Consider the following 26,520-nt stretch of genomic DNA (forward strand, 5'->3'; position numbering starts at 1 on the left):
TTGATAAGATCAATTCACATTAATTTCTGCGTTGAAGGGTCATTACCAGGCCTCCCCTGGGACGCAGGTTAATACGTTGCAAAAATTCCACCGGGTGATCCGGCTCCATTTTTAAACTCCAGTGTTGTGCCATGGTAGCCAGTACGAGTATGCCATGTAACCAGGCAAAGGGTTCGCCAATGCAGGAGCGAGGCCCCCGGCTAAAAGGGAAATATTCATATTTGGCATTCAAACCATGAGCATGCTTATCCCAGGCATGGGGGTCGAATTTCTCCGGGTTTGGATGGAATCGGGGATCATGATGTATTAAATAAGGACTCATGAGAATGATGGTGCCACCTGGAACAATATATTTATCAATAAAAAAATCTTTAAGTGCCTGGCGGGGGATAAGATACGTGGGAGGGAAAATGCGCATGGATTCTCCCAAAACCATCCTTGTATACTTTAGCTGGCTAATATCGGCTTCAGTTGGTAACCTTCCATTTAATACACGATCAAGTTCTTCATGCAATTCGGCTTCAGCATCGGGATTTTGCGAAAGCAGGTACCAGGCCCAGGTGAGCGCAGTTGAAGTGGTATCGAACGCCGTTAGTAACAAGGTGAGTGCCTCATCCCGCAAGTGCAGATCGCTCATGCCCGGTTCGTCACCATTTTGCCCTTGCGACCGTAGCAATAGGGAAAGCAGGTCTCCATTGTCCAATTTGCTTTTACGGCGATCGGCGATCATTCTATAAATCGTTTCGTCTAGTCTCGATTTAGCCTTTTTAAACCGAATAGTCCCAGGCATGGGCAGTTTGAGTAATAATTCAGCAAAAGGCACCACTATCCTGTCAAACAGGCTCGTTACATCTTCCAACGCCTGGTTAATTTCCGGAGCTTCTTTTTCTATGTCCAGGTTGAAAAACGCGTTTCCTGCAACAGCAATGCTCAGCTTGGTCATCTCTTCTTTTATCTCAACCTGCATTCCGTCTTCCCAGCCCTTCATCAGCCTCATGACACCTTTGGTTATGACTGGCGCATACGATTCAATCATACTGCGATGAAATGCAGGCTGTATGATACGCGATTGACATTTATGGAATTCTCCCTCACTGGTCAAAAGTCCTTCACCCAATAATGCCTTCGCCATTTCCAACGGCCTACCTTTTACAAAATTCCGATGTTGTATCGTGAGCACCTCTTTAATAAAATCCGGGTGATTGAGTAAAACGATCCGTATGGGACCAAGTTTAAAATGAACGATGTCGCCGAATTCTTCAGCAATGTTTCTTAAAAAACCAATACTGTCCTTACGGAAGCTAAATAAATAACCTAAAGGAAGTCTGGTCTTTGGTCCGGGAGGAAGTTTAGATTTCTTGATAGCATTCATACACCTATAGAATCAAAAATGATAAATAGCACAGCCGACCTGGATACCTGAACCGACAGTAATCATTAACCCGGTATCCCCAGGCTTTACAAGCTCCTTTTTATATGCAAAATCCAGGGCATAAGGTAGAGATGAGGTAAATAAGTCAGGCCCTTCCCCCACAGCATCAATAAATATGTCCTGTGGAAGATGCAACAAATCGCTCAATCGTACAATAAACCCGGATGAAATTTGGGGCGGGAAAACCCTGTCTATCCCGCTGAGATCAAGTCCCTCCATCTGCAGCAATTCCTGAACGGCAGGGAGAATGCAGGCTAAATACAATTCTTCAAGATTGTTGTCTTTCCGGATATGTAGATAAGGCTTTACGTTACTGGTATTACAATAAGTGGTATATGAATGTAGTGATTCTTCATGGTATTTGAACAGAAAACGCGAAAAACCGACATTGTTCAGTGGATCTGCATCCAGGATGATAGCCGATGCAGTTTCAAGTATACCCAACAAATCACCCGGAAAATCACCGGCGTTGTTTTCACATTCTGCTGCGACTACCATTGCTGTCTTGCAATTTTCAGCTACAATCATTTGTTGAACCACATAGCACGCATTCAGGAAGCCAATGGAACCATTAAAAATATCAAAGGCAAGCGTTTTATTATTGCTGTAGCCCGGTGAAGTTGCATTCATAGCCAACTCACCAGCCAGTAGTGCAGCATAGGCTGGTTCAAGAAGATAATCTGTGCGATAAACGCCGCAATAAATTAACAGACCGATGTCACAGCATTGGTAAGAGGATTCCTTAAGGCATATTGTAGCTGTCTGGTGAAGCAACTCCATTGAATTCTTTTTCCCGGGGGACTCTTGCGGAATCGTTCCCATACTTTCAATTCGAATTCTGGGCGCATTAAGAGTTGTGGCCGGACTCAATCGTTTGTGAACGGCTTCTTTTGGCTTAACAGATGGTTGTGATTCCATCTGACGCATTCGATCCGGCAAATCATCAAAAACGTATAGCACTGTACCGATGGTGAGCCCGGAAGCGGAGATGCTAAATACCACCTTATCCCCGGACTGAATTTTATTGTTACGGATATGATCGGCGATAGCAATGAAATGCGAAGTAGAAGCTGTATTGCCGCGTTGTTCCAGGTTGTTAACGGTATTCCCTTCATGAAAAACTTCGCTTTTCAATAAACGATTAATCTCTCGTCGTGCACCATTGAGTGTGATTTCCGAGGTCTGGTGCATAATCAAATGTTGTAAACTTTCGGGTGGCCACCCTGCCTGTTGAAGCAAGTTCATCGCGTGTTTAGCGCAGGCTTTTATCGCCACGTCCGTAAGGTTTACGGAATCTGTATACATGATCATTCCGCCATGTTCTGAGGATTTGGCAATACAGTATGAACTGTAGTGACCGAAGGTTTGAAGATCAATTTCCTGAAACCCGACCTGTTTTGTTGTGGCTTTTTCCAGGATCACTGCGGCTCCTGCATCCCCCAGTGTCAGGCATGGAAGCCGGGTATCCATGAAACCTTTGATCTCTTGTTGGGCAGTTTGGGTGAGGTGGGTGATGTATTCACCACTTACCACCATGCCACGGCGGATAGCCCCTGTATTTATTAAAGCGTTTACGATATAGATACCGGTAAACATTCCTGCACAGGCATTGGTTATATCAAACACCAGGGCATTGGTAAAACCGAAATACTGCCTGAGCCTGATTGAAGTGCCTGGTTCAAATGAAACCGAGTTAAGGCCATCATATCTTGATATATTACAGCAAATCAGCAAATCAATATCTGTGGGATTGTATTTTGATTTTGCCAGGCAATCGGCAATTGCTTTCCTGGCCAAATCAATGGAAAATTCATTCCGGCCTGCCATGCGCCTTGTCTTAATACCAGTAACCTTTTCGAGGGGAAAACGAACCTGGTTTTTACAATCCATCAGCACTTCGCCGGTGGAATAGGATTGTGGTGGAAGGTATACCCCGAGGCTCTCAATGATGTTGTTTGGGCTTTGATCCATATTTATCAGCATTAGGAATTTTATCATTTACGACCCATGATTGTAAGAAGTCTTTTGGGCTCCACATACACGCTTATTCTGGCTAACTGTTCACTTAAGCGACAAGTGACGTGATGGTAAAGTAATTCGGAGTCTATTCCAAAGGCCCGGAACGCCTGGATCAGGTGGTGATCATCGGTTTTATCTCCATAAACGGATTTAATAATAAGTTCTAAAGCCAGTTTGTTGCGAAAACGTTCCCATCTATCACCTTTCCTGAAAAGCTCATTGTACATTGCTACACACAAGTCCATATGCCTGGTTTCATCCTGCAGTGAGATAGTTTTGCAAATATTGCAAAACAAACTATCCGGCATATATTTTTCATTACCAAAAAATTCAAGCGTTGCTGCGCCGATTACTTCAACAATTACAGCCAGGAATAAGCCAGCCCCCGGCATAAACCTTGCAAGCCACATATAGCGATCAGCACCCTTTATAAGGATAGCTGAAATAAATTCTTTGGCTGCTAACTTTTCTACTAAATAACGCCGAAAGGTAGCCGAATGCTTTGCTTCATCATTTATAAATGTGGTCATCGCTTCCTGGATCTCACGATGACGCTTGTAATGGATGATGCCCATCGTTAAAGGAGCTATCGCGCTTTGTTCTACAACCAGGGCGTGGTTGGCAATATCTCTGAGCCCACGAAGTTGACGCTTTAACATCAGATCTTTCAACCGGGACATATCCTTTGGATTCCCGGGTAAACTTTTAGATTGTAAGGTTCGCTTAAGCAATTCGCGTGTTTCCTCCAAATCAATCATTACCCGGGGCTCAATTGAATTAAGCTCCTTTCGAATTTTTATCTTCAGTTTCTCAGATGCTATTTTGTGCTGTAACTTAAGTTGTTTCAAATCACTTTGAAACTGTTTTATTTGATAAGTCAGCCGGGATAATTCGAGTATCTGCTCCTGTCTTTCGGCATCTGTTTCTAAGATTTTAGTCTTAATTCCCCTTTTAAAAAATCCAAGCCGCTGTTGTTCATGCAAGTCTAAAAATTCACTATTGTAAATTTCTAACTGATCTTTCAGTTTTAAAACAGCCGACTGAAGACTCTTTAGTGGTGAAAGAATCAATAAAGTCTGCCCAATGGCTGTTCTGTCAAACGGAACAAGTTCAGCGATATCTTTTAGGGCATCTTCTTCCAACGGAAGTTGCTCTTGCCGAATCTGGATTATTTTGCGCTCTAAGCTCTCTTCCACCATTGGTAAAACCATAAAGAGCATTTTTGAGAAATCATTCAAAGAAAGGTTTTCCACCTGCTCCTTCAGGTTATCACCAACGTTTTGATCCCAATTAAATTTGGTGTCCTTACTCCAATATTTTTCCTCGCTATCCCTTGTATATTGCGTGAAGTCATGCGTAGGCGTAATGTAGTAATCCGGTCGCCCTTTGATAACCACTTTACGAATTGATGGAGTAGTATTATTTTTCATTTTTTCGATAGTGATTTGCACAGGGACAGCGCTAAATACAATAAATCAGACAGAACTTATGCGTGAATCGCTCTACCAGCTTCCTTATTGCTGGTAATAACCAAAATAATCAACAAGCTCAAAATGGCTGCAAAAAAGCACCAAACAGAAATTAAATAATTGGTGAAAAAAATGTAAGTCAGGATCAACGCCCCCATCATAGCAGCAGCCAATAATTTTGTATAGTGTAAAGTGGAAAGAAAAGGAGTAACAGCAATGGTTACAAAATTTACAGGGCGCATTATATTTAGAAAAGGAAAATCCCGGAGATAGCGGATATGGCAATTCTCCACAACGGCCGAAATATCATACCTGATGAGGCAATAAAACATATAAATCGATGAAGCCCCCCCAAGTAGCAAAAAATAGTACAAAACTTTTTTCCTGTGTTTATCCGTTTCCATCAACCACATTGTAAGTGGAACCCAAATTGGCCACAGTGGCTGTGAAATGAACGAGTAGACATATAGAGCCGGTTTATACCAGGATGCGAACCCAGGATTTTTTAAAGACATCCACACGAAGCCTTCTGCTATTTGATGGAGACTAAAAAGAACAGGGGTGCACGCAAATGTCAACATTCCCGGGGATTTTGTATGTTTAATTGCATAATATCCCGGACCTAAAAGGCTTGCTCCTACCGCAAAACTTGCAGTTGCTGAGAAACACATAATGAAGGTTTTAATGAAGGCGTTTGGTGACTTTATAAATCAAGTACCGAAGTAATATTCATGAACAATAATCAGCTCTTATCAAATCTACATTTTTATCATACGAAATCCTATTTTTTTTATTGAATTGTTTAAGAGAATCATTCAGGATTATCAACTGAAGCCGAATGCCTTAATAGCCAGGCCCGCAGCCGTTCCATCCCTTCTTCTAATGAAACCTCCGCTCCATATCCAAAATCTCGCCTTGCGGCTGAAATGTCGTACCAATGTGCTGTGGAAAGTTGTTGAGCCAGGAAAAGCGTAATGGCAGGTTCGCCGGAAAACCCGCAAATCTGGTATATCGTTTCCAACAACAGGCCTGCAAAGCGGGCGATTGCAGGAGGCAGAGTTTTAGCTACCGGCGGTAAACCCCCGCTGGCCAAAAGTTGATTGATCAGTTCCGCAATAGGGATAGGGGCGCCCTGGGAGATGAAATAGGTTTTGCCTTCAACCGTGGCCGGGTTCACGAGCAGTTGGGCAAAGGCCTGCAGATGGGCTTTGGCAGCATTGTCAATATAAATGCAGTCGACCCTGTTAAGTGAAGTGCCGGGGATGCGGAGTTTGCCGGCCCTCGCCTTTTTGAAGAGGCGGGGAATGAAATGGTAGTCTCCCGGGCCCCAAATCAGGTGTGGTCGCAGTGAAACCGTTTTAAGAAATGTATCATTGGCGGCCATGACCAGTTTTTCCGCACTGGCCTTAGTTTTGGGATAATAAGCGCTGTATTTTGAGGGATAGGGAAGACTTTCATTGTGGCCTTCCGAATCTTTGCCGCGGTAAACCACGCTGGGCGAACTGGTGAAAACGAGGTTTCGGATGCCCAACTCACGGCAGGCCTGCAGCACATTTTCGGTACCGGTGACATTGGCCCGGTAAAAATCTTCGTATTTACCCCAGATACCTGTTTTGGCTGCAACATGAAAAACTGCTTCGCAGCCTGTCATCGCTGCTTTCAGCACAGTGTACTCCGAGAGGTTGCCCTGGAAATGAGTCACGCCTATCAGATCCAGTTCAGGGTAATTTCCCCGGGAAAAAGTTACTACTTCATGTCCATGTGTACGCAATTGACGCACAATGGCGCTTCCCAAAAATCCACCCCCACCTGTTACAAACAGTTTCATGCTAATTCATTTTTTGCCCAAACCGCCAGTTTTTCGCGGATGATCTTGGCGTTGTGCCTGAAGTCTACCGGAAATCCGGGATGAAAAAGCAGGGTTTGAATGGCTCCGGTTAAGGGATGCGCAGCAGCCCAGGCCAGCAGTTCCACTTTGAGTTTTGCCTGGTCAATCGGGATAGCGCTCTTTTCGGGTTCCACACATAATACCGCTTCGCCATTTACCCCCACCAATGCCGTTCGGAAAACATCCGGGTGTTTGTTGAAAATATACTCACATTGAATGGAATATAACTCCTGTTCTCCCACTTTTACCCGATGCGCTTTTCGCCCGCAAAACCAGAGGTTGCCTTCAGCATCAAAGTAGCCGAGGTCGCCCATGCGGTGCCTGACTACATTTCCATCCCTTATTTTGGCCAGTTTTGTAGCATTTTTCCGGTTAAAATAGCTTCGGGTCACATTGCAGCCCTTTACCACAATTTCGCCAATCTCACCTGGTGCCACTTTCTGGTATTCAGACCAATTGGGAATGACTTCGTCGCTGATGCGGATGATTTCGATCTCTACGCCTTCCACCGGTTTGCCAATACAAACCCCGTATCCATTTCCGGTTTTCTCCTGGGTTTCCCGAAGAATATAATGACTCCCTATTGTGGCCACTGGCATAGATTCCGTTGCTCCGTAGGGTGTAAAAATTTCAATGTCAGGCATCAGCATAGAAGAAAAGCGTATCAACGCTTTGACAGATGCAGGTGCTCCGGCAGAAATCACCCTTTTCAGGCTGGGAAGTTTGACGCCTTTAGCCTCACCGTATCGCCCCACCGTATCGATCAGCGCCGGTGAGCCAAAAATATTTGTAATGCCAAATTGTTTTATGGGGGCGATGATGTGCAGGGGATTAACAAAAGCCGGTTTTGTGGGATCCATGTCGGGGATAATGCTGCTCATGCCCAATGCCGGATTAAACAGTGCAAAAGGTGCAAAAGTGGGCATATCGATTTCACCTGGTGAAAAGCCAAAGGTATCCCGGATCATCTCCAGTTGCGCCCTGAAATTACCATGCGAATAAACCACCCCCTTGGCCAGGCCTGTGGAGCCGCTGGTGAAAATGATGGCCGCCAGATCGTCCGGTCCGGCATCAAAAAACGGACCCTGCTCTTGCGAACGATCGAAATTCCGGATGGCCTGCATCTCTTTTCCGCCCCAGAAAAGCCGGAGGCCAATCGTGACTGTTTTGCTAATCGTTTTTTTTCCCCAACCCAGTAGCACCCGCGCCGCATGGGCCTTGCTGATTCCGATAAACCCAACGGGTTCCGTCTCCGCAATGCACTCCTTTAAGTTTTTTTTCCCTATTCCCGGATCGATGAATATGGGAATGATGCCAGTCTGAAGCATTGAAAAGCCCAGGATAAAAAAGTCGAAACCAGGAGGCACCATCATTACCACCCGGTCACCCCTTTCAAATCCGGCAGCAAGCAGCCCGCGTGCCACGCAGGCGGTTTCAAAGGCAAGTTCTTTGAATGTAATTTTTTGATAGCGGGTGATGCCATTTTTATCCAGGCTGTTCTTTTCCGGAAAAGCAATGGCTAGTGCTGCTGGCTGGGTTTCAGCCATTTCAAGGAGGGCAGAAGCAATGTTAAATGGTTTCATGGGCTGCTTCAAAAAATTTGAGCACCAGTCTGCCAATGACTTCATGCTGATCTTCTAAAATATAATGCCCGGAGTCTTCGAACCGGTGAACCTGGGCGCCTGGCAGGAACTGTATCCATGCCTCCAGAAAATGCCGGTCAAAAACCATGTCTTTCATGCCCCAGGCAATGAGTGTTGGCGTATTGCGGAATTGTGGCAGGTACTCCTGCATTTCAGTAACAATCCCGTATCCCCTGTCGCTTGGTTTAAGTGGCACGTCCTGTACAAAACGCAGCGTGGCAATCCTGTTTTTCCAGGAATTGTAAGGCGCAGTAAGGCCTTTCCGGACTTCACTGGAAAGCGTGATTCGTTTCACGCCCTCAATAGTTGCAATACTGCTGAAGGCATTCAACCCACGTATCAGCAATGCACCGATCCAGGTGCGGGCTAACCGGAGTGCAACAGGAAAATTTTTGCTTTGTGGTAAATGAAAAGCCGCTGTATTCATGAGCACGATTTTTTTGATCGATTCCGGATGCCGGTGTGCATAAGCCATTCCGATTATGCCTCCCCAATCATGTACTACAAGGTGGATGTTTTGGTTAATGCCTTTCTTTTCCAGGAAAGTCTCCAGGTCATTCACGCGTTGTTCCAGTGTATAGCTGTAGGCCGCATCCCCTGGTTTATCCGAATAGCCACACCCAATATGGTCGGGCGCCAGGCAGTGAAAATAAGGGGAGAGTTTTTGAATAAGTTCCCGGTAATAAAAAGACCAGGTTGGATTGCCATGGAGCATGAGAACCGGCTCTCCTTTCCCTTCTTCCACATAATGGTATTGATGGCCACTGACAGTTTCAAAGTGGCTTTTAAAGGGATATAGTTCCGGACTTACCCCTTTCACGTTACAGCAGGTTTAAAGCAATAACAAAAAATATTTTTTTCATATTGTTTATTTTGGCTATTCAAATCTACTGATTTTATTGGAAGAGTAAAAGGGATCTACAATTTCTCCTGTTGTTGAATAAGCTACACCACATTTATCCAGTCATTTTACAAAATATTGCAACGTTAAAATATTGCATCTTTTTAAAATATATTTTTTATATTTACCAGAGTAAAATACAATGAAGTTTTCATAAGACTGTGGTAAGTACATGATACTTATATGTTGCACGAACTTATACTGACTTTTAAGGATAACATATGACAACTGTGCCAAATTCAATGGTTGATATCCTGCGGTGGCGTGCAAAAAACCAGCCTTCCCGCCTGGCCTATCGCTTTCTGGTAGACGGAGAGTATGCGGAAGTTACTTTGACTTATGAAGAATTGGATCGGCGTGCACGTTCAATTGGAGCATTACTTCAGTCTGCGGCAAATCCCGGAGACCGGGCGCTTTTACTTCTTCAACCTGGCTTGGATTTTATTGTTGCCTATTTTGGTTGCCTTTACGCTAAAATCATTGCAATTCCGGCATACCCTCCCCATCCTGCCCGGCTTGAGAGAACATTACCAATAATTCGTAGTATAAATGCAGATGCCAGGCCAGCTGTTGCATTGTTAACTTCGTCACTTTATGATGGATTTAATTCCCGGCCTGAAATCAAAGAAGAGTTTAGTAACTTAAAGTTGCTGGTAACAGACAATGATTTAACCGATGAGAGGGCTGATAAATGGCAGCCGCCTGCTATTGGAAGAAACGACATAGCTTTTCTCCAATACACATCTGGCTCTACAACCCTGCCAAAAGGTGTCATAGTAAGTCACAGCGATTTGCTCCATAACCTGGAGTTTATCGAGAAGTCTTTCGGACTATCAGCCAAAAGCCAGACCGTTTTTTGGTTACCGCCTTACCATGACATGGGGCTTATTGGCGGCATATTGCAATCGCTTTATACAGGATATCCGGTTACGTTGCTTCCCCATTTACTGTTTCTGCAACGACCCATTCGCTGGCTGCAGGCAATCTCCCGTTTTCATGCCACCTGCAGTGGAGGTCCAAATTTCGCCTACGAATTATGTATCAGAAAAATCAAGCAGGAACAAATCGGGCTGCTTGATCTCAGCGGCTGGGAGGTTGCATTTAACGGGGCTGAACCGGTTTATAACAAAACAATGGACCAATTTGCAGACTACTTTGCTCCATGTGGTTTTCGCCGGGAGGCCTTTTTGCCCTGTTACGGGCTGGCGGAGGCAACACTAATGGTAGCGGGAGGCCCGAAAGGCAGGCCCCCGATAGTTCAACACCTGGTGACTGCGGGAATAGAGCAAAACAAGGTGATCATTTCTCCTGCGGGGAACAAGGATGCGACCAGGACACTGGTAGGTTGCGGGCAAAACAGGCCGGACCAGAAAATAAGGATTGTCGACATCGACACATTTACAACATGCCCGTCAGATCAAATAGGAGAAATCTGGGTAAGTGGACCCGGCATTGCTGGCGGTTACTGGAACAAGCCTTCCGAATCCAAGATCACTTTTGGAGCCCGTTTGTCCAGCTGCAATGAAGGGCCGTTCCTGCGTACAGGAGATGTCGGATTTCTGCATGAGGGGGAGTTATACATTACAGGACGTTTGAAGAACTTGATTATTTCCGGTGGAAAAAACCATTATGCGCATGATATAGAATGGACGGTGCAACGATCCCACCCCGCCATCCGGTTGGCAGGATGCGCCGTTTTTTCGATCAACAAGGCTGGTGGCGAAGACATTATTGTTGTTGCTGAGATGGAGCATAAGCTTATTGTAAAAGCAGAGGAAGTCATAAAGGCGATCCGCCAGTCTATTGCAATTCATCATGAGCTGCAGGTCGCCGATATTAAACTAATCCATCCTGGTGGCATACCCAAAACCACCAGTGGCAAAATAAGACACTTTCTTTGTAAAAATAATTACATGGCTGGTGCCCTGGAGGAAATTACATGTGACCAACAATAAAATATAAACACATGAAATTCGGCATCTTTATCGATCTGCAATTGCCCCGCCCCTGGCAGGATGGGGATGAATCAAGACTTTTCCAGGAGGCCCTTGAACAGGCAGAATTAGCGGATCAGCTTGGTATTGACTTTGTGTGGGCCCAGGAGCATCATTTTCTTGAGGAGTACTGCCATTCCTCTGCCCCTGAAATCTTCCTGGCCGCCTGTAGTCAAAGAACCAAAAACATCCGGCTTGCACATGGCATTGTTGCAATGTCGCCCAGGTTTAATCATCCCGCCCGCATCGCAGAGCGGGTGGCTACATTAGATATCATTAGCGGAGGACGTGTGGAATGGGGTACTGGCGAGTCAGGTTCACGCATGGAACTGGAAGGCTTTGGGGTAGACTTTGTGGACAAACGTGCTATGTGGGCCGAAGCCGTACAGGAGACGGTAAAAATGATGTGCATGGACCCCTATCCCGGTTACACGGGAAGATACTTTTCAATGCCGCACAGAAACGTGGTTCCGAAGCCAATGCAGAAACCTCATCCCCCGGTATGGATGGCTTGTTCAAACAGGGACAGTGTACAACTTGCAGCCCAATTGGGTATGGGAGCGCTAACATTTGCATTTGTGAACGCAGAAGAAGCGAAATTCTGGGTTGATGAGTACTATGAATCTTTCAAAACTACGTGCACTCCCATTGCGCAATCTGTAAATCCGAATGTGGCCATGCTCTCAGGATTTATGTGTAATGCCGATAATGAAACTGCTATCAGCCGGGGCCAGGAAGGAGCCCAGTTTTTTGCCTATGGATTAGGACATTATTGGCGGGACGGTACCCATGTTCCAGGCCGTACCAATTTATGGAGTGAATTTAAGCAGAGACCGGCAACTGTTATTGAGAGAATGGAACGTGAACGAAAGAAGGCCGGGATGGGGGGAATAGGAAGTCCGAAGCACCTGATCGCTAATTTTCGTGCTTTAGAAGAAGCCGGTGTTGATCAATTGATTCTTTTACAGCAAAGCGGGAATTATCGTCATGAGCATATCTGTCAGTCCATGGAACTCTTTGCTAAAGAAGTGCTACCACAATTTAAGGACAGAGAAGCAAAAAAGGAACAAATAAAGAGCGATATGCTAAGGCCATACATGGAAGAGGCGCAACGTAAAATACAGAAATTGGAGTGCATGATCGAAGTGCCGCCAATCGAGGCTTATCCATTACTATGGAATCAAATGAGTGCCGAAAACCCACAAAATACTCCTGATCGACGGCCGGGTATGTCTGCATTCTGGCAGATGCAGGTTGGAGGGAAGCGCTCAAAGAAGTAGCATTCAAAATAAATGGAAAACAGCGGCTTTTGAGATCGTTGTGCGGGCCGTAATTCGTTAAGTAATTATTTCTTACTCTTAATTGAATATGTGTTGAACACAGGAGAAATTCAGGATTGGATAATTACGCACCTTGCGGAGCTGTTGCATATTGCACCGGCTACCATTGATATTCATGAGCCTTTTGCAAATTATGGGCTTTCCTCACTTGATGCCGTAACGCTTTCAGGCGACCTGGAAGAGTTGCTTGGCAACCGTCTCTCGCCGACCCTGGTATATGAGTATCCCAGCATATCACTGCTCTCCATTTATTTGGGTGAGCATACTGGAAACCAGCCAGCCGGCTTAGACTCAAACTCAATTCCGGATACTTCCCGGGAGCCCATTGCTATCATAGGTATAGGATGCCGGTTTCCGGGGGCGAAGGATCCCGAATCTTTCTGGCAATTACTTAGCACCGGTACCGATGCGATCTCCGAAGTTCCTGGAGATCGGTGGCCAAAGCATGCGTTCTATCATCCAGATCCTGCAGTTCCCGGCAAAGCGGTTTCATATTGGGGAGGATTTCTTGACAACATTGATCAGTTTGATCCTTTCTTTTTTGGAATTTCCCCGATGGAAGCCGAATACATGGATCCGCAACAAAGATTGTTACTAGAACTGTCCTATGAAGCCCTGGATGATGCAGGACAAATCCAGGCAAATATCGCCGGCACCAAAACAGGAGTATTCATCGGTATTTCCATAAGCGAATACAGCCAGCTTCAATTTGATGATCCTTTGATGATTACCAGCCATTCAGGTACGGGAAGCGCTTTATCTATTGCAGCCAACCGGATTTCTTATTTTTTCGATTTCCATGGACCAAGCATTGCTATTGATACCGCTTGTTCATCCTCACTGGCTGCGGTTCATATGGCTTGTCAAAGTCTCAGGAGTGGTGAGTGTGGAATGGCGTTGGCAGGAGGAGTAAATATGATTCTGTCACCGGCACACTCAATAGCTTTTACCAAAGCCGGTGTTTTAGCTCCGGATGGCCGATGTAAAGCATTCGATGCCCGTGCGAATGGTTATGTTCGTGGCGAAGGTGGTGGCGTGATTGTACTTAAACCGCTTTCATCCGCACTGGCAGACAAAGATCCCATCTATGCCCTGATTCCAGGGAGTGCCATTAGCCAGGATGGCCGTACCAATGGTTTAATGGCTCCCAATCGGGAAGCGCAGGAAGCAATGTTACGGGAGGCATACCACACAGCAGGTATTTCCCCGGCCAGTGTTCAATATGTAGAAACCCATGGCACTGGAACACTTTTAGGCGATTCAATGGAAGCTAAAGCACTTGGTGCAGTTATCGGTGCTAATCGTACTGATGGACCTTGTGCCATTGGCTCCGTAAAAACCAATATTGGCCACCTGGAAGCTGCTGCAGGAATTGCAGGTTTAATCAAAGTTATTCTGTCCATCCAACATCGAATGATTTCTCCCAGTCTTCATTATCAAACACCCAATCCACACATTCCTTTTAATGAGCTGCATCTACGTGTTCAAAACGAGTTGACTTCCTGGCCGCCTGGTTCCGGCCCGGCCATTGCAGGCGTAAGCTCATTTGGTTTTGGTGGAACCATCGTGCATGTGGTAGTGCGTGAAGCAGACCATATCAGGCAAGATGAAGCAGACAAAGAACAGTTACAATCAATTGCTTCCAATGGCCACTTGCTCCCGCTGTCTGCAAACAGTTTTGAAGCGCTTCAAAGGCTAGCCGGCAACTTTCTGAAAATGCTAGCCGATGATGGTGCTATCTTAATAAATGACCTATGTTATGCCGCTGGTTTAAGACGTAGTGAGTATGATTACCGGCTGGCAGCAATTGGTCATTCCCGCAAAGAATTGTGCGCCAGCCTGGAGTCCTTCCTTCGTGGTGAACAGGCTCCCTTTCTTTTTCATGGAAGTATGGTTCCGAATCGTCAGCCCAGGCTTGTATTTGTTTTTCCGGGACAAGGAGGACAGTGGTGTGGTATGGGCCGGGAACTCCTTCAGCAGGAACCTGTTTTTTATAAAACGATTGAACGGATCGACCAGGCTATGCAGGCATATTGCACGTGGTCTTTGATGAACGAGCTTCGCTCGGAACAATCGGAATCAAGGCTGGACGAAATTGATGTGGTTCAACCGATGCTGTTTGCAATCCAGGTTGCACTTGCCGGACTATGGCAATCATGGGGGATTAAACCGGATGCCGTAGTAGGCCACAGTATGGGAGAAGTGGCCGCAGCACATGTAGCCGGCATTTTGAACCTGGAAGACGCTACTCGGATCATCTGCCGGCGCAGTCAGCTCCTGAAACAAATGCGGGGGCTGGGCAGTATGCTGGTGACAGAATTATCGCCGGATCAAGCCAAAGAATGCATAAAGGGATACAACAATGATGTTGTCATAGCTGTGATAAACAGTCCCGGATCAACTGTGTTATCCGGGGATAACGAAGTCATTAAAGAGATCATGGATTCCTTACAACGCCAAAACCTCTTTTGCAAATTGGTCAATGCAGATGTTGCATCCCACAGTCCACAAATGGATCATTTGCGAACTGATTTGCTGCAGGCATTGAACGGATTACATTCGCAGGCTGCCCGTATACCCTTCTATTCCACGGTTACCGGAGCACCGGGGGATCACCTCAATTTCAATGCGGAGTACTGGATGGATAATCTCAGGGAACCGGTACTCTTTTCAGCTGCAATCGGGCAGTTGTTCAGTAGTGGTCATTCAACTTTTATTGAGATTGGCCCACATCCCATTCTGCTCGGCGCCATCGAACAATCCATACAGTCCCGTTACCCGAATGTCAGGTTGTATCCTTCGTTACGCCGGGAAGAACGGGAACGAGAAGTCCTGCTTAAAACTTTAGCCGCTCTTTACACCGAAGGATATTCAATTGCCTGGAACAACCTTTTTCCAACCGGGGGGAAATATGTTCATCTCCCTCCGATTGCCTGGCAGCGCCAACGTTATTGGATTGATGGGAAATCAAACACTCCGAAAACTCCCACGCATCGATCCCAGGTGGACGGCAGAAATGCTCATCCGCTGTTGGGCGACCGAATGAACCTGGCCAATTCACCTTCCACGTTTGTATGGCAATCGGAGCTTAATATTAAGTTACTGTGGTATCTGCAAGATCATCGGATCGGGAATGAAATCCTTTTTCCTGCTGCCGGCTATATTGAAATGGCTTTACAAGCTGCTGAGGAAACAGGTTTACTTTATTCGCATGAGTTGTGTGATTTCGTTTTCAAAGAGCGAATGATTTTACAAAACGAAAAACCCAGGTTGATTCAGGCGCTGTTGTCTCCTGTTCAGGAAGGTAATTTCTTGTTTAGCATTTATAGCCGACCCGGCATGGAAGCAAATTGGATGTTACACGCTTCGGCCACTTTTATACAGCATCAGGCTGCAGGGAGGTTGGTGGAACCAAAGGGGACTCCACCCGATGTAATTCGTCAACAAAGTGCAGCACAGTTTACTTCAGAAGCATTTTACCTTAAATTACAGGAACATGGCCTTCAGTATGGACCAGGTTTTCGGCAAGTAGAATATGCATGGTGCAAGGATAACGAATCATTGGGTCGTATCCAATTACCCGGGTTATTACAAAATGAAGCTAGCGGTTACCAAGTTCATCCTGTATTGTTAGATGCCTGTCTGCAGGTATTGGTTGCAACGCCAAATGATACTGTTGACCATGGCCTTTACTTACCAGCCAGCTGCAAGCGTATCCGGTTCTTCGCACGACCAGATCCGCTTATATGGAGTCATGTATCCCTGCAATCTGAACCTTCGGCAGGCACAGACCACATTTATGCTGATATCCAATTATTAAATGAAAACAATCAAATTGTTGCCGAACTCAGCGGCTTTCAGCTGCAGCGCACAAGCATACGCAAGCGACCGCTCCTATCCCGGCAAGAAACCTGGTTGTACCAGTTGGGTTGGCAGGTGCAGAAAGAGCCAGCAACTTTGTCTGCACCATTGCGGGAAGGAAGGCATTGGTTGATTCTTGCGGACGATGAAGGGTTAGGTGCAGCATTAGCGAAAAATATAGAGGCAGGTGGTGATAGTTGTCACCTGTTGTTTTTAAATGAGGCGATTAAAAATTTGAATACTGCTGATGATGTTTCGCTCCTTGAAATCATAGAGCAACACTTACGGGAAATCCCCTCAACATTTTACGGCATTGTACATTTATGGAGTTTATCAATACATCAACCATCCCCGGAAGTTTCAGATATTTTGAATACGATGCAAATGCAAGGATGTAACAGTGTCTTGTTACTCGTGCAGGCTTTGGCCAAACGGCTTGCAGCATGGCCTCGTTTATGGCTGGTGACAAGAGGCACCCAGTCAGTCAAATCCGGTGAGCCAATCGCAGTTGAACAAGCCCCGGTGTGGGGGCTTGGGAAGGTGATCAGCTTCGAATACCCGGAACTCAGTTGTGTAAGGATTGATCTTGATCCTCACCAGTCCAATGGGGAAGCTGTTCCACTTCTTTTCAAACAAATTTCAATAGAAGATCATGAAGATCAAATCGCCTATAGAGCCGGTGTTCAATTTGTTCTTCGGCTTTTGCCATTTACAACCGCAACTTCATCGTACACACCGGAAGTGCCACTGCGGGCGGATGGCACGTACCTGGTTACAGGAGGCCTGGGAGGGCTAGGGCTAATCACCACAAAATGGCTGGCACAACAAGGAGCCCGGCACCTGGTTTTAGTTGGCAGGAGTGAACCATCTGCTGAAGCTAACCGTATTGTGGAACAATTGCGGGAAGAAGGTATTGAAGTTGTCATTGCACAGGCAGATGTAAGCGATTCGGACCAATTTGAACCGGTGTTTAAGAACATCGAACAAAATATGCCATTGTTACGGGGCGTAATCCACGCAGCAGGTGTCCTGGATGATGGCTCCCTGCTCAATCTGGATACGGTGCGGATGAAAAATGTGATGGCACCAAAAGTGAATGGCACCTGGAACCTTCATAAGGCAACTTTGAATGCCCCCCTGGATTTCTTCGTGCTGTTTTCGTCTGTTGTCTCCGTGCTTGGATCCCCGGGCCAGGGGAATTACGCGGCTGCAAGTGCTTACCTGGATGCAATGGCTTATTATCGTCGTAGTATTGGACTTCCGGCAATCAGCATCAACTGGGGCCCCTGGGCGGAAGTTGGGTTGGCCGCGGAAGCTACCGAAAGGCTGAAGGAGCAAAACGCATCCACTCAACATCTTATCAAGGTGATACATATTGACAAGGGTTTGGAGATTCTTGGACAGATGTTCACAGAGCCAACTCCCCAGGTTGTAGTATTACCTTTTGATTTGAAGAACCTGCTCGAACTTTACCCAACAGCAGCAGGCATGCCATTCTTTGCAAAAGTTGGCGGGAGCAACACCCGTATTGCCCGTCACTATGCCCGACCAAACCTGCGTCAGCAATACGCAGCACCCAGGAATGATATGGAGCGCAAACTCGCAGAGTTGTGGCGGCGGACACTACATATTGATCGGATCGGCATTCACGACTCCTTTTTTGAACTTGGCGGCGACTCAGTACTCGCTGCACAAATTTTAGCACTGGCCCAAAAAACTTTTGGTATCCGCATTAACCCGCAAGACGCGTTCAAGGCTTTTACCATTGAGCGACTTGCAGAAAAATTAGCAGCCGAAATGCTTAGTAAGATTGAAGAAATGAGTGAGGAAGAAGCCCAACGGCTACTTTCGAAGAAAAAATAAATTCAAGAAAATGGAACTTTCACCGGCGAAACGTGCATTATTGGAAAAGTGGCTACAGGGCCAAACAAATGATGACATACCAGGTATTCCCCGACGACCTCTGAATAGTCCGATTCCACTTTCCTTTCCGCAACAGCGCCAGTTGTTTCTTGAGATGCTCGAGCAGGGAACTGCGGTTAATAACCTCTTTGTTTTTCTTGAGCTCAGGGGTAAGGCTGATCTTGTTGCATTGGAGCAAAGTGCCAACCAGATCATTGCCCGTCATGAGGTACTGCGGACCCATTTTTCTTTTGGTCAGGGGATACCTGCTATCGAAGTTTTGCCAGAATTAATGATAACACTTTCAACCGTTGATCTGCAGGAAATCGATGTCATGGAACAAGTGAACGAGGCCCGCCTGATTGCCGAAAAGGAAGTTTTGAAGCCTTTCGACCTTACCCAGGCGCCATTGATACGGCTTAGGTTGTACATATTAAGCAATGAGAAACAGCTGTTACTCATTGTTGTTCACCATACCATTGCAGATGGTTGGTCTTTAGGCATATTTCTCCGGGAATTGTTGACGTTCTACCAAGCAATCACACGCAACAAGTCCCCCCAGGTTGCTGAACTACCCATCCAATATGCCGACTTCGCACATTGGCAAACCGATCATATACGTGGCAAAGTGTTGAAATCATCGATGGATTATTGGATCAAGCAATTAGCAGGAGAACTTCCAGTTTTAGAATTACCGACCGATCAGCAGCGGGGAGCAAGGCAAAATTTCGCGGGAGGAACACATCGTTTCGAACTCTCTTCGGAATTAATGGAAGCCCTCGAAAAATTGAGCAGGCAGGAAGACGCCACTTTGTTCATGACTTTGCTTGCAGCGTTTTACACGTTGCTCCATCGTTTTAGTGGACAAGATGATATCTTAGTAGGAGCGCCTGTAGCGAATCGCAATCTTCCGGAACTGGAGCATTTGATCGGTGTTTTTATCAATACAATTGTGCTTCGCATCAACCTGTCGGGAGATCCGGGTTTTCGGGAATTGATTAAACGCGTTCGGGATGTTTCACTGGAAGCCTATGCTCACCAGGATCTGCCATTTGAACAACTTGTCGAAGAATTGAAGCCGAAGCGTGATCTCAGCCGCACCCCTGTTTTCCAGGTAGTTTTTAACATGCAAAATTCACCGATGCCCGAACTGGAAATTCCTGGTATCGAAATGAAATTCCTGGAAATCAATCGCGGTGTATCCCAATTTGATCTGACATTCATGCTGTCCAAGTCGAAAGGAAAATATCATGGCACAGTGGAATACAATAATGATCTCTTTAAGCCAGCAACTGTTACCAGGATGTTCCAGTCCTTTCAAATGCTGCTGGAGAGTGCTATAACCCAACCAGATTGTCCAATTTCCAGGTTGCCAATAGTTACCAAAGAGGAGTTGCACCGGCTGGTTTACGAGCTGAACCTTACATCGCTCGATTATCCGCACAATAAATGTGTACACCAGCTTTTTGAAGCACAGGCGGAACGGACACCAGACGCAGTCGCTGTTATTTTTGAAGACACCCAGATTACCTATTCCGAACTGAACCGGCGTTCAAATGTGTTGGCAAGGCATCTGCAGTCACTGGGTGTTGGCCCGGGTATTCGGGTCGGTATCCTGATGAAGAAATCTTTAGAAATCGTTGAAACACTTTTTGCTGTACTCAAAGCGGGCGGAACATATGTGCCTATGCACCCCTCCTTTCCTAAAGAACGTGTGCAATTTATTCTGAAAGATGCGAACGTACAGGTATTGATGACTAATATAGATATTGAGCCGCCGGAGCATCATAAAGTGCATCTTGTCAATTTGAATGATAAACCATCAACAGAAGATGATTGCTCAAATCCTGCAACCAATATTGCTTCAGATGATCTTGCATACATCATATTTACCTCAGGCTCTACAGGTCGGCCCAAAGGAGTTATGATACATCATGCGGCCCTTGTAAATTTCCTTTGGTCAATGCGTTTACAGCCAGGAATTAATAAGAATGACGTGCTGCTTTCAGTGACCTCCGTGTCTTTTGACATTGCAGCCCTGGAATTGTTCCTGCCTTTAATAGTAGGGGCAACGGTAGTGATAGCGGGCGAAAAAATGATTGGCAATCCTTCTATGATTGCTGAGGCAATCAGTTATCATAATGTAAATATCATGCAGGCAACACCTGCTGTCTGGCAGTTGCTTTTGGACACGGGTTGGACAGGTGAGGCGGAATTGAAAGCGCTTTGCGGCGGCGAAGTATTAACGAGGGGATTGGCTGATCAGTTGTTGGATCGGGTTGGAAGCTTGTGGAACATGTATGGCCCCACTGAAACAACCGTATGGTCTTCGGTTAGCCAGGTACAAAAAGGAGATACCGCAATTACAATCGGGCAGCCAATTGGCAACACCCAGCTTTATGTATTGGATCGTCATCTGAAACCCATGCCCATTAGCGTAGCCGGCGAATTGCATATAGGGGGTGAAGGGTTAGCGAAAGGTTATCTTAATCATCCTGATTTGACCAACGAGAAATTTATACCCGACTGTTTTAGTTCCATTGCCGGCGCACGATTGTATAAAACGGGCGATCACGCACGTTATTTACCAGATTATTCAATTGAGCTGCTGGAACGTATGGACGATCAGGTAAAGATGAATGGCCACCGTATTGAATTGGGTGAGATTGCCGCTGTGTTGATGCAACATCCTTCAGTACATTATGCCATTGCGATTGCACGTGCAGCAACCTCCGGAGATAAACGATTGGTGGCATACTATGTCCCAACCCAGGACCAACCCGCCGATACAGATGAATTACAGGACTTTCTCAGGCAGAAATTGCCCGCCTATATGATACCTGCTGTTATCATTCGTATGAATGCATTACCATTGACACCTGGTGGCAAGATAGACCGGATGGCTTTGCCGGTACCAGGTAACATTCGTCAACAACCTGGATATGTTGCACCGCGAAATAAAGTGGAGCAAACTTTGACCAGCATCTGGCAAGATGTGCTTGGCGTTGAGCAGGTGGGTATTCACGACAACTTTTTTGATCTTGGAGGAGCTTCAATTCAAAGTATTCAGATAGTTGCAGCGGCCAACATTTCCGGTTTGCGACTGAGTGTAGAAAACGTTTTTGAATACCAGACAATCGCAGGTCTGGCTGCTCAAATTAAAGGATAGTTCCATTGCCTGATAAAAGGTGCCAATTTCTCTGACACTACTTTCCTTTCTTCTGCAGGTATATCATGTTCTAAACGAACAAAATTCTTTCGACCTTCTACAAATGACCTCATCTTGTTTTCACAATAATCGAAATCATCAAGATGGATTGTTTCATATATCTTTCGCATACTTTCCAGCGGCTTTTGAATAAGCTCTGCATAAGGTATTTCAATCAGTTGCCCTTCCGGTATCAGATCCTTTTCCTGCAAATAACGGTGCATCATTTTAGAATAGGTATCCAGGATAATCGAATTGACATTAACCGACTTGGTTCCTGCTAAAGCATATGTGTTCTGAATCACTTTCCAGAATTTTTTATTGGAAACGTACACTTCATAAGGGTTGCGATGGATAAAAATGAATTTTGCGTTTGGGAAAATTGACAACAGCAATTTTATTCTTGCCGTATTGGGGGGACTTTTAAGCACCAGCTTTTTGCTGTGATTTGCCAAAGATATTTTGTTGAGCAAAAAAATAAAGTCTTGTTTCCATGCAGTCAATTCAGCTGCTGGCAGGTTTTGGAACAGTACATATTTTTGGAAATATTCATTCATCTTTTTCGGGAAGAAATAGCCCCATTGTACGCCCCTGGGGTTTACAGATGTTGTCATCGTTGCATCTTCTTCACCTGGAAACCGAAAGGATAAGGGTACCCTGTGGACAGAATCACGAAGGTTGAAAGAACGACAAATAAATTCAAATACAGGCAGTAATATTTTTTCACTGCTAAGCATGATTTCAGGTAAAACCATTTGAAAATTTGAATGATATCCCAGGCGGTCATCCTTTGTTAAAAACTCATGCAGATAAGATGTGCCGCTGCGGTAAAAGCCAAGAATAAAAACAGGATCCTTTGTTATAGTATGGCGACTGATCTTTTTTTTATACACCGCCAGTTCAATCCAGCGCAGCGGCTCAAACAGTATCGTTTTTATCAACCAGGACGGTAAATTTTTAATTTTACCGGGCGCAATACCACCGTTTTGAAATACAATTTTCAGGAAAGTATAAATCGGCAATGGAAAAAGTCGTTTCATGAAAGTAGATTTCAATTACTAAGTTAATTCTAACGTTGATAAAAAACTACTCCTGCTTACAGGTAAACAAACCACGACATAATTTAAACAAAACATTGCCTCACTTTGGTGCCGTGTTCCTGGTGTTGGACTTTGCGTTGCTGGTACAAAAGTATAACGACAGGCAGATTAAAACATTGGGACTTTACTCCGTATTTCCAACCGTATAATAGTTAACATATACTCACAACCCACAAAAAAGAAAGCTGATCAAACAACATTTTATATACACAGGCCGGCAGCAAATGCCCTTTACCAGAAGCCCGCCATCAATGATCAGAAACAACAGCGCAGAACGGACTTCTGCGTTCAATAAGCACAAGCAAAAAGACCGGCTGTTCTTAACCGGTGACGAAGGCACTCTACAGCCCAAACAGCGGGCACAGGATAGGGGGAGTATTTGCAAATAGAAAGGAGCACAAAGTAATTTGTAGATTAATGCCTTGTGGTAAAGTAAAAGTAGCTGCCGAATTTGAATGTACAGCAATTGCTCTCAGCATAAACAAGAAAGTGCCCTGAAGCTGAAAAGAAAAATAATCTCAAAAATAAGTGGTAAGAATAATTGTAGTCCAAATTCCTGCAACCAGCAAAATATAGTACAAGCCCATTCATTTTTAGCAGGCCCTTTCAATATAATCTGCGCAGCTGCATAATAACAAAAGGAGGCTGCTCATATTTTGAGACAGCCTCTTGTCATTTTTAGCCTCCCGGCGCCGCCCCGGGACCGCTTACTGTCCCGGAGAGAAAGTTGTGCTGTATCAGGCCAGCAAGCTTTTGCTACATTTTATCGTTAGTCTTTTTTAACCAGTTTAATATTCACGCTGTTGCCGGAAGCATCTTGTACTTGTGCCAAGTACATGCCCGCCGGCAAATTGCTTAGTCCCAAGGCCACCGTTAAGCTGCCTTGTCCGCTGGCGGAAACTGTGCTGTTTGCTTTCATTAGTTTTCCGCTTAGGTCAAATATATGAACCGCTGTTATTGGCTTATTGCTTTGCAGCATAACAACACCTCCGCCATCTGTTGGGTTGGGAGAAGCTGACACGGCCCAGTTTGCAAGTGCTGTAAATGTCACCGTTCTTGTTCTGCTGTATTGTTCAGCGGCATTTAGGTCAACGGCCCTTAACCGGTAATAATTGGTTCCGTTTGCAGGTACCATATCAGTAAAATGGGACCGGTATGCCAGTGTGTTGTTTTGCCCTGGCACTTTTCCAACAGCTAACCAATGAACGCCATCGGTACTCCGCTGCACTTCAAAATAATTAAAGTTCACCGCTGCTGCAGCAGACCAGTTTAACAAAGCTGTTTGCCCTTGTTGCTGTGCAGTAAAATCAGTAACTGTTACCGGTAGTGTGCATAATGCGCTAACCGAAATATCATCAATCGCCAGGTCGTTGCCAGATCCGCCGGGGGCGTTATTTTGAAGGAAAATATCTGCAGTGGACACAGAGGGTGTAAATGTAAAAGTGTAATGGTGCCATGCATTGCCGACAGGAAACTGGCCGGTGTTTACAGAGCCTAATAAAGTTGATGAAACTGTATCTCTTATACCAGCAGTGATATTCGGCTGTAAAGGAGAAGTGGTTGACAGGTTACCTGCCCAAAAAGACAACATATAACTTCTGCCGGGCACCAAACCGGTGATCCGGCGCTGGTAAAATAAATCCGGCGCAAAAGAAGCGTTTACCAGCATAAAATATCCGCCACTGAGACCAGTATGATCTGTAAGTGTGGCATTGGCCCATTGGGCAGAACTCTGTGATAAAGCATAGTAGCCATCACTCATAGTATTGCGGGCGGTATCATTCCAGTAATGGTAATCGGTAAGGCCGGATAGCGCATTACCGCGGATACCCGTTGCGCCTGATCCAAAGTTTTCTATCATAATGCTGGCACCACAGCTTGAGGAAATTGCGGTGGCGGATACAAGGCCGTTGGTAAATACTACATGTACTACCTGGCCTGCGGTAACAACAACAGAAGTGCTGTTGCCGGCAATATTAACAGTGCTGCCGCTGGCAGGATTGTAGATAGTAATATTCTGCAGGTTGTAATTGGCGGGGCTGCCTTCTGTAATGGTATAGGTGCCAGCAGCTACAGGAATCATAATGGCATTGCCATTCCGCGAAGTCTGCACCCGCTCATCATCCAGCCACGTGCCTGAGCCATCGCCTGTCCGGGTAAATATTGAAGAGGGAACCGCATAGTACGTTTGCTGAGTTGCCGTAACTCCGGTAACCGTCCATGCCTGGCCATTATCGCCGCAGGTAAAAAAGAAATGGTGACTGGCAGTAGGTTCTTCCGTCCATGTGCCGCTACTATACCTGTAGACAGAACCCATGCCGGTAAGGTTGGATGCATCTCCATATACATTACCATTGCCGTCAACCGCAACATCATAGTCGGAGGTGCCTGTGCCGCCGCGGGCATAATATACGAGGCTGCCGCCCGTGGCATCTACCTTGGTGATGAACCCCGCGCCATCTGTCAGCACGATATCATTGTTAGTAGGGTTAATGTCGAGTCGGGTAAATGAGAATCCGCCATTATCAACGGGTGTTATTTCCGTCCAGGTAAAAGTTGAACTGTAATTACCGGTGTAGCGGCCAACCCGGCCACCGGATACAACAATGGCTGTAGCTCCTGTGCCATTGGTGATGCTGCCGTTACTGGCAATATCAATAGCTTGCAGCCCGCCGAATGTAGCGTGGTTATAGAGCATAATAAAAGAGCTGCCATTGTACACGTATGCGTCGCCTGCAGAATCTGTCATTACAAAATGACCCAGGTCCGCACCATCTATCGTAACCGCCTTTTGGGTAGCAGACACTTTGTTCCAAACAGTGCTGTTAACGGAGCGGTGGTAAATGTAGCCAGGCGCTCCCAGCGTTGGCCCTGCCACTGCCCAAAGTTCACCATTGCCGGTACCATGACCAGCACCAATGTCTGTGGGTTCAATATTGAGTGCATTATCTTCCAATGTGAAATTGGAAACGGACGTGGGGCCGCCCGAAACGGAAAAATTAAAAGGTTGATTCAGGTCTTCACTGAGGGTTTTAGCATGCAGATACAGGTAACCGGTTTGTGCATGTACTGCTTCTGCAGCGCATAGCGAAACAAAGCCGGCGATAAAAGAGGCAATAACTCTTTTTTGAAAAAGGTGAGTGATTGTTTTCATTTGCGGGGCTGGGTTTTTAAAAATGAGTTTGTTATTGTAATTGTAAGCGCATTGGGTAAAACAATGTCAGTGCCGATTTTATAACAGGCTGTCAACCAGGATACATTACATAATACTCCACGACTAGCTTTCCGGTTTATGGATGGCAATTCTCAATTCTGTATCAATGCTTGTATAGTTATACTTCGTTAATGACATTCACCGTGGGAACGGATAGTAACAGGGAATTACTGATACAAAGTGTGAATGGCGTCATTGGTATCAAGTGAAAAATGGACAAAAGGCAGCTTGATTTATGTTGATTAAACTTATTCAACCAAGTTCATGAAATAAGGGTATGGTGTTAGTAGTTGGGGGTAGCGACATTTAATATTAAAGAAAAAATCAAGATCAAAGTATGGAGTTCTGCAGGAAGAAGTAAAGCGTGCCGGCGTGCAAAAAAACCAAATTCATTTTCGCAAAAATGATATTTTTATTTGCTTCAATATGCTTTACAGCTGTGCCCGTTTTTTTAAGTTGTGGAGTTTGATATATCAGGCCCTGACCAAATGGGTTAATACATTGCAGGTATTGATTTTCGGTTCATCCCAATATCGCCAAATTGTCCTT

General features: G+C 45.5%; 13 protein-coding genes. 4 read left to right on the top strand and 9 right to left on the bottom strand.

Annotation, left to right across the window (positions count from 1 at the left end; translation table 11 throughout):
• Positions 1-19: 19 nt before the first annotated feature.
• The 7 genes from QWZ08_RS23605 to QWZ08_RS23635 form a co-directional block, all read right to left on the bottom strand.
• A complete protein-coding gene (locus tag QWZ08_RS23605) occupies positions 20-1,372 on the bottom strand; it encodes a cytochrome P450 (RefSeq protein WP_290340070.1) in 1,353 nt (450 codons plus the stop codon).
• Positions 1,373-1,384: 12 nt separating this feature from the next.
• Positions 1,385-3,403: a 3-oxoacyl-[acyl-carrier-protein] synthase III C-terminal domain-containing protein gene (locus QWZ08_RS23610; protein ID WP_290340071.1), complete on the bottom strand. Its 2,019-nt coding sequence runs from the start codon at positions 3,401-3,403 to the stop codon at positions 1,385-1,387.
• 23 nt (positions 3,404-3,426) lie between these two features.
• Complete coding sequence (locus tag QWZ08_RS23615) at positions 3,427-4,881, bottom strand: hypothetical protein (RefSeq protein WP_290340072.1); 1,455 nt, start codon at positions 4,879-4,881, stop codon at positions 3,427-3,429.
• A 56-nt stretch (positions 4,882-4,937) separates the two neighbouring features.
• A complete protein-coding gene (locus QWZ08_RS28270; protein WP_353960506.1) occupies positions 4,938-5,591 on the bottom strand; it encodes a DUF6629 family protein in 654 nt (217 codons plus the stop codon).
• 140 nt (positions 5,592-5,731) lie between these two features.
• Positions 5,732-6,748, bottom strand: a complete 1,017-nt coding sequence (locus tag QWZ08_RS23625) for an NAD-dependent epimerase/dehydratase family protein (RefSeq protein WP_290340075.1) — start codon at positions 6,746-6,748, stop codon at positions 5,732-5,734.
• Positions 6,745-8,391: a fatty acid CoA ligase family protein gene (locus tag QWZ08_RS23630; RefSeq protein WP_290340076.1), complete on the bottom strand. Its 1,647-nt coding sequence runs from the start codon at positions 8,389-8,391 to the stop codon at positions 6,745-6,747. The genes QWZ08_RS23625 and QWZ08_RS23630 overlap by 4 nt, the downstream gene beginning before the upstream one ends.
• On the bottom strand, positions 8,378-9,271 hold the full coding sequence (locus QWZ08_RS23635; RefSeq protein WP_290340077.1) for an alpha/beta fold hydrolase: 894 nt from the start codon (positions 9,269-9,271) through the stop codon (positions 8,378-8,380). Before QWZ08_RS23635 ends, QWZ08_RS23630 begins: the two co-directional genes overlap by 14 nt.
• Before the next feature lie 302 nt (positions 9,272-9,573).
• On the opposite strand from QWZ08_RS23635, the gene QWZ08_RS23640 reads away from it, so the two are divergent.
• The 4 genes from QWZ08_RS23640 (at position 9,574) to QWZ08_RS23655 (ending at position 21,618) form a co-directional block, all read left to right on the top strand.
• Positions 9,574-11,307 carry a fatty acyl-AMP ligase gene (locus tag QWZ08_RS23640; protein ID WP_290340079.1) on the top strand — a complete coding sequence of 578 codons (1,734 nt, stop codon included), beginning with the start codon at positions 9,574-9,576 and terminating at the stop codon, positions 11,305-11,307.
• A gap of 11 nt (positions 11,308-11,318) precedes the next feature.
• Positions 11,319-12,626 carry an LLM class flavin-dependent oxidoreductase gene (locus tag QWZ08_RS23645; protein ID WP_290340080.1) on the top strand — a complete coding sequence of 436 codons (1,308 nt, stop codon included), beginning with the start codon at positions 11,319-11,321 and terminating at the stop codon, positions 12,624-12,626.
• A gap of 93 nt (positions 12,627-12,719) precedes the next feature.
• Entirely contained in the window at positions 12,720-18,410 is a 5,691-nt protein-coding gene (locus QWZ08_RS23650; protein ID WP_290340081.1) for a type I polyketide synthase, read from the top strand.
• Positions 18,411-18,420: 10 nt separating this feature from the next.
• The gene (locus QWZ08_RS23655) at positions 18,421-21,618 is read left to right on the top strand and encodes a non-ribosomal peptide synthetase (protein ID WP_290340082.1); all 3,198 of its coding nucleotides are present in this window, start codon (positions 18,421-18,423) and stop codon (positions 21,616-21,618) included.
• Here QWZ08_RS23655 and QWZ08_RS23660 read toward each other — a convergent pair.
• Together QWZ08_RS23660 and QWZ08_RS23665 are read right to left on the bottom strand one after the other, a co-directional pair.
• Complete coding sequence (locus QWZ08_RS23660; protein ID WP_290340083.1) at positions 21,603-22,697, bottom strand: sulfotransferase family protein; 1,095 nt, start codon at positions 22,695-22,697, stop codon at positions 21,603-21,605. The two genes, QWZ08_RS23655 and QWZ08_RS23660, sit on opposite strands and share 16 nt — an antisense overlap.
• 829 nt (positions 22,698-23,526) lie before the next feature.
• On the bottom strand, positions 23,527-25,911 hold the full coding sequence (locus tag QWZ08_RS23665; RefSeq protein WP_290340084.1) for a T9SS type A sorting domain-containing protein: 2,385 nt from the start codon (positions 25,909-25,911) through the stop codon (positions 23,527-23,529).
• Positions 25,912-26,520 lie beyond the last annotated feature (609 nt).

This window comes from Ferruginibacter paludis (genome assembly GCF_030409685.1).
Classification (GTDB): Bacteria; Bacteroidota; Bacteroidia; order Chitinophagales; family Chitinophagaceae; genus Ferruginibacter; species Ferruginibacter paludis.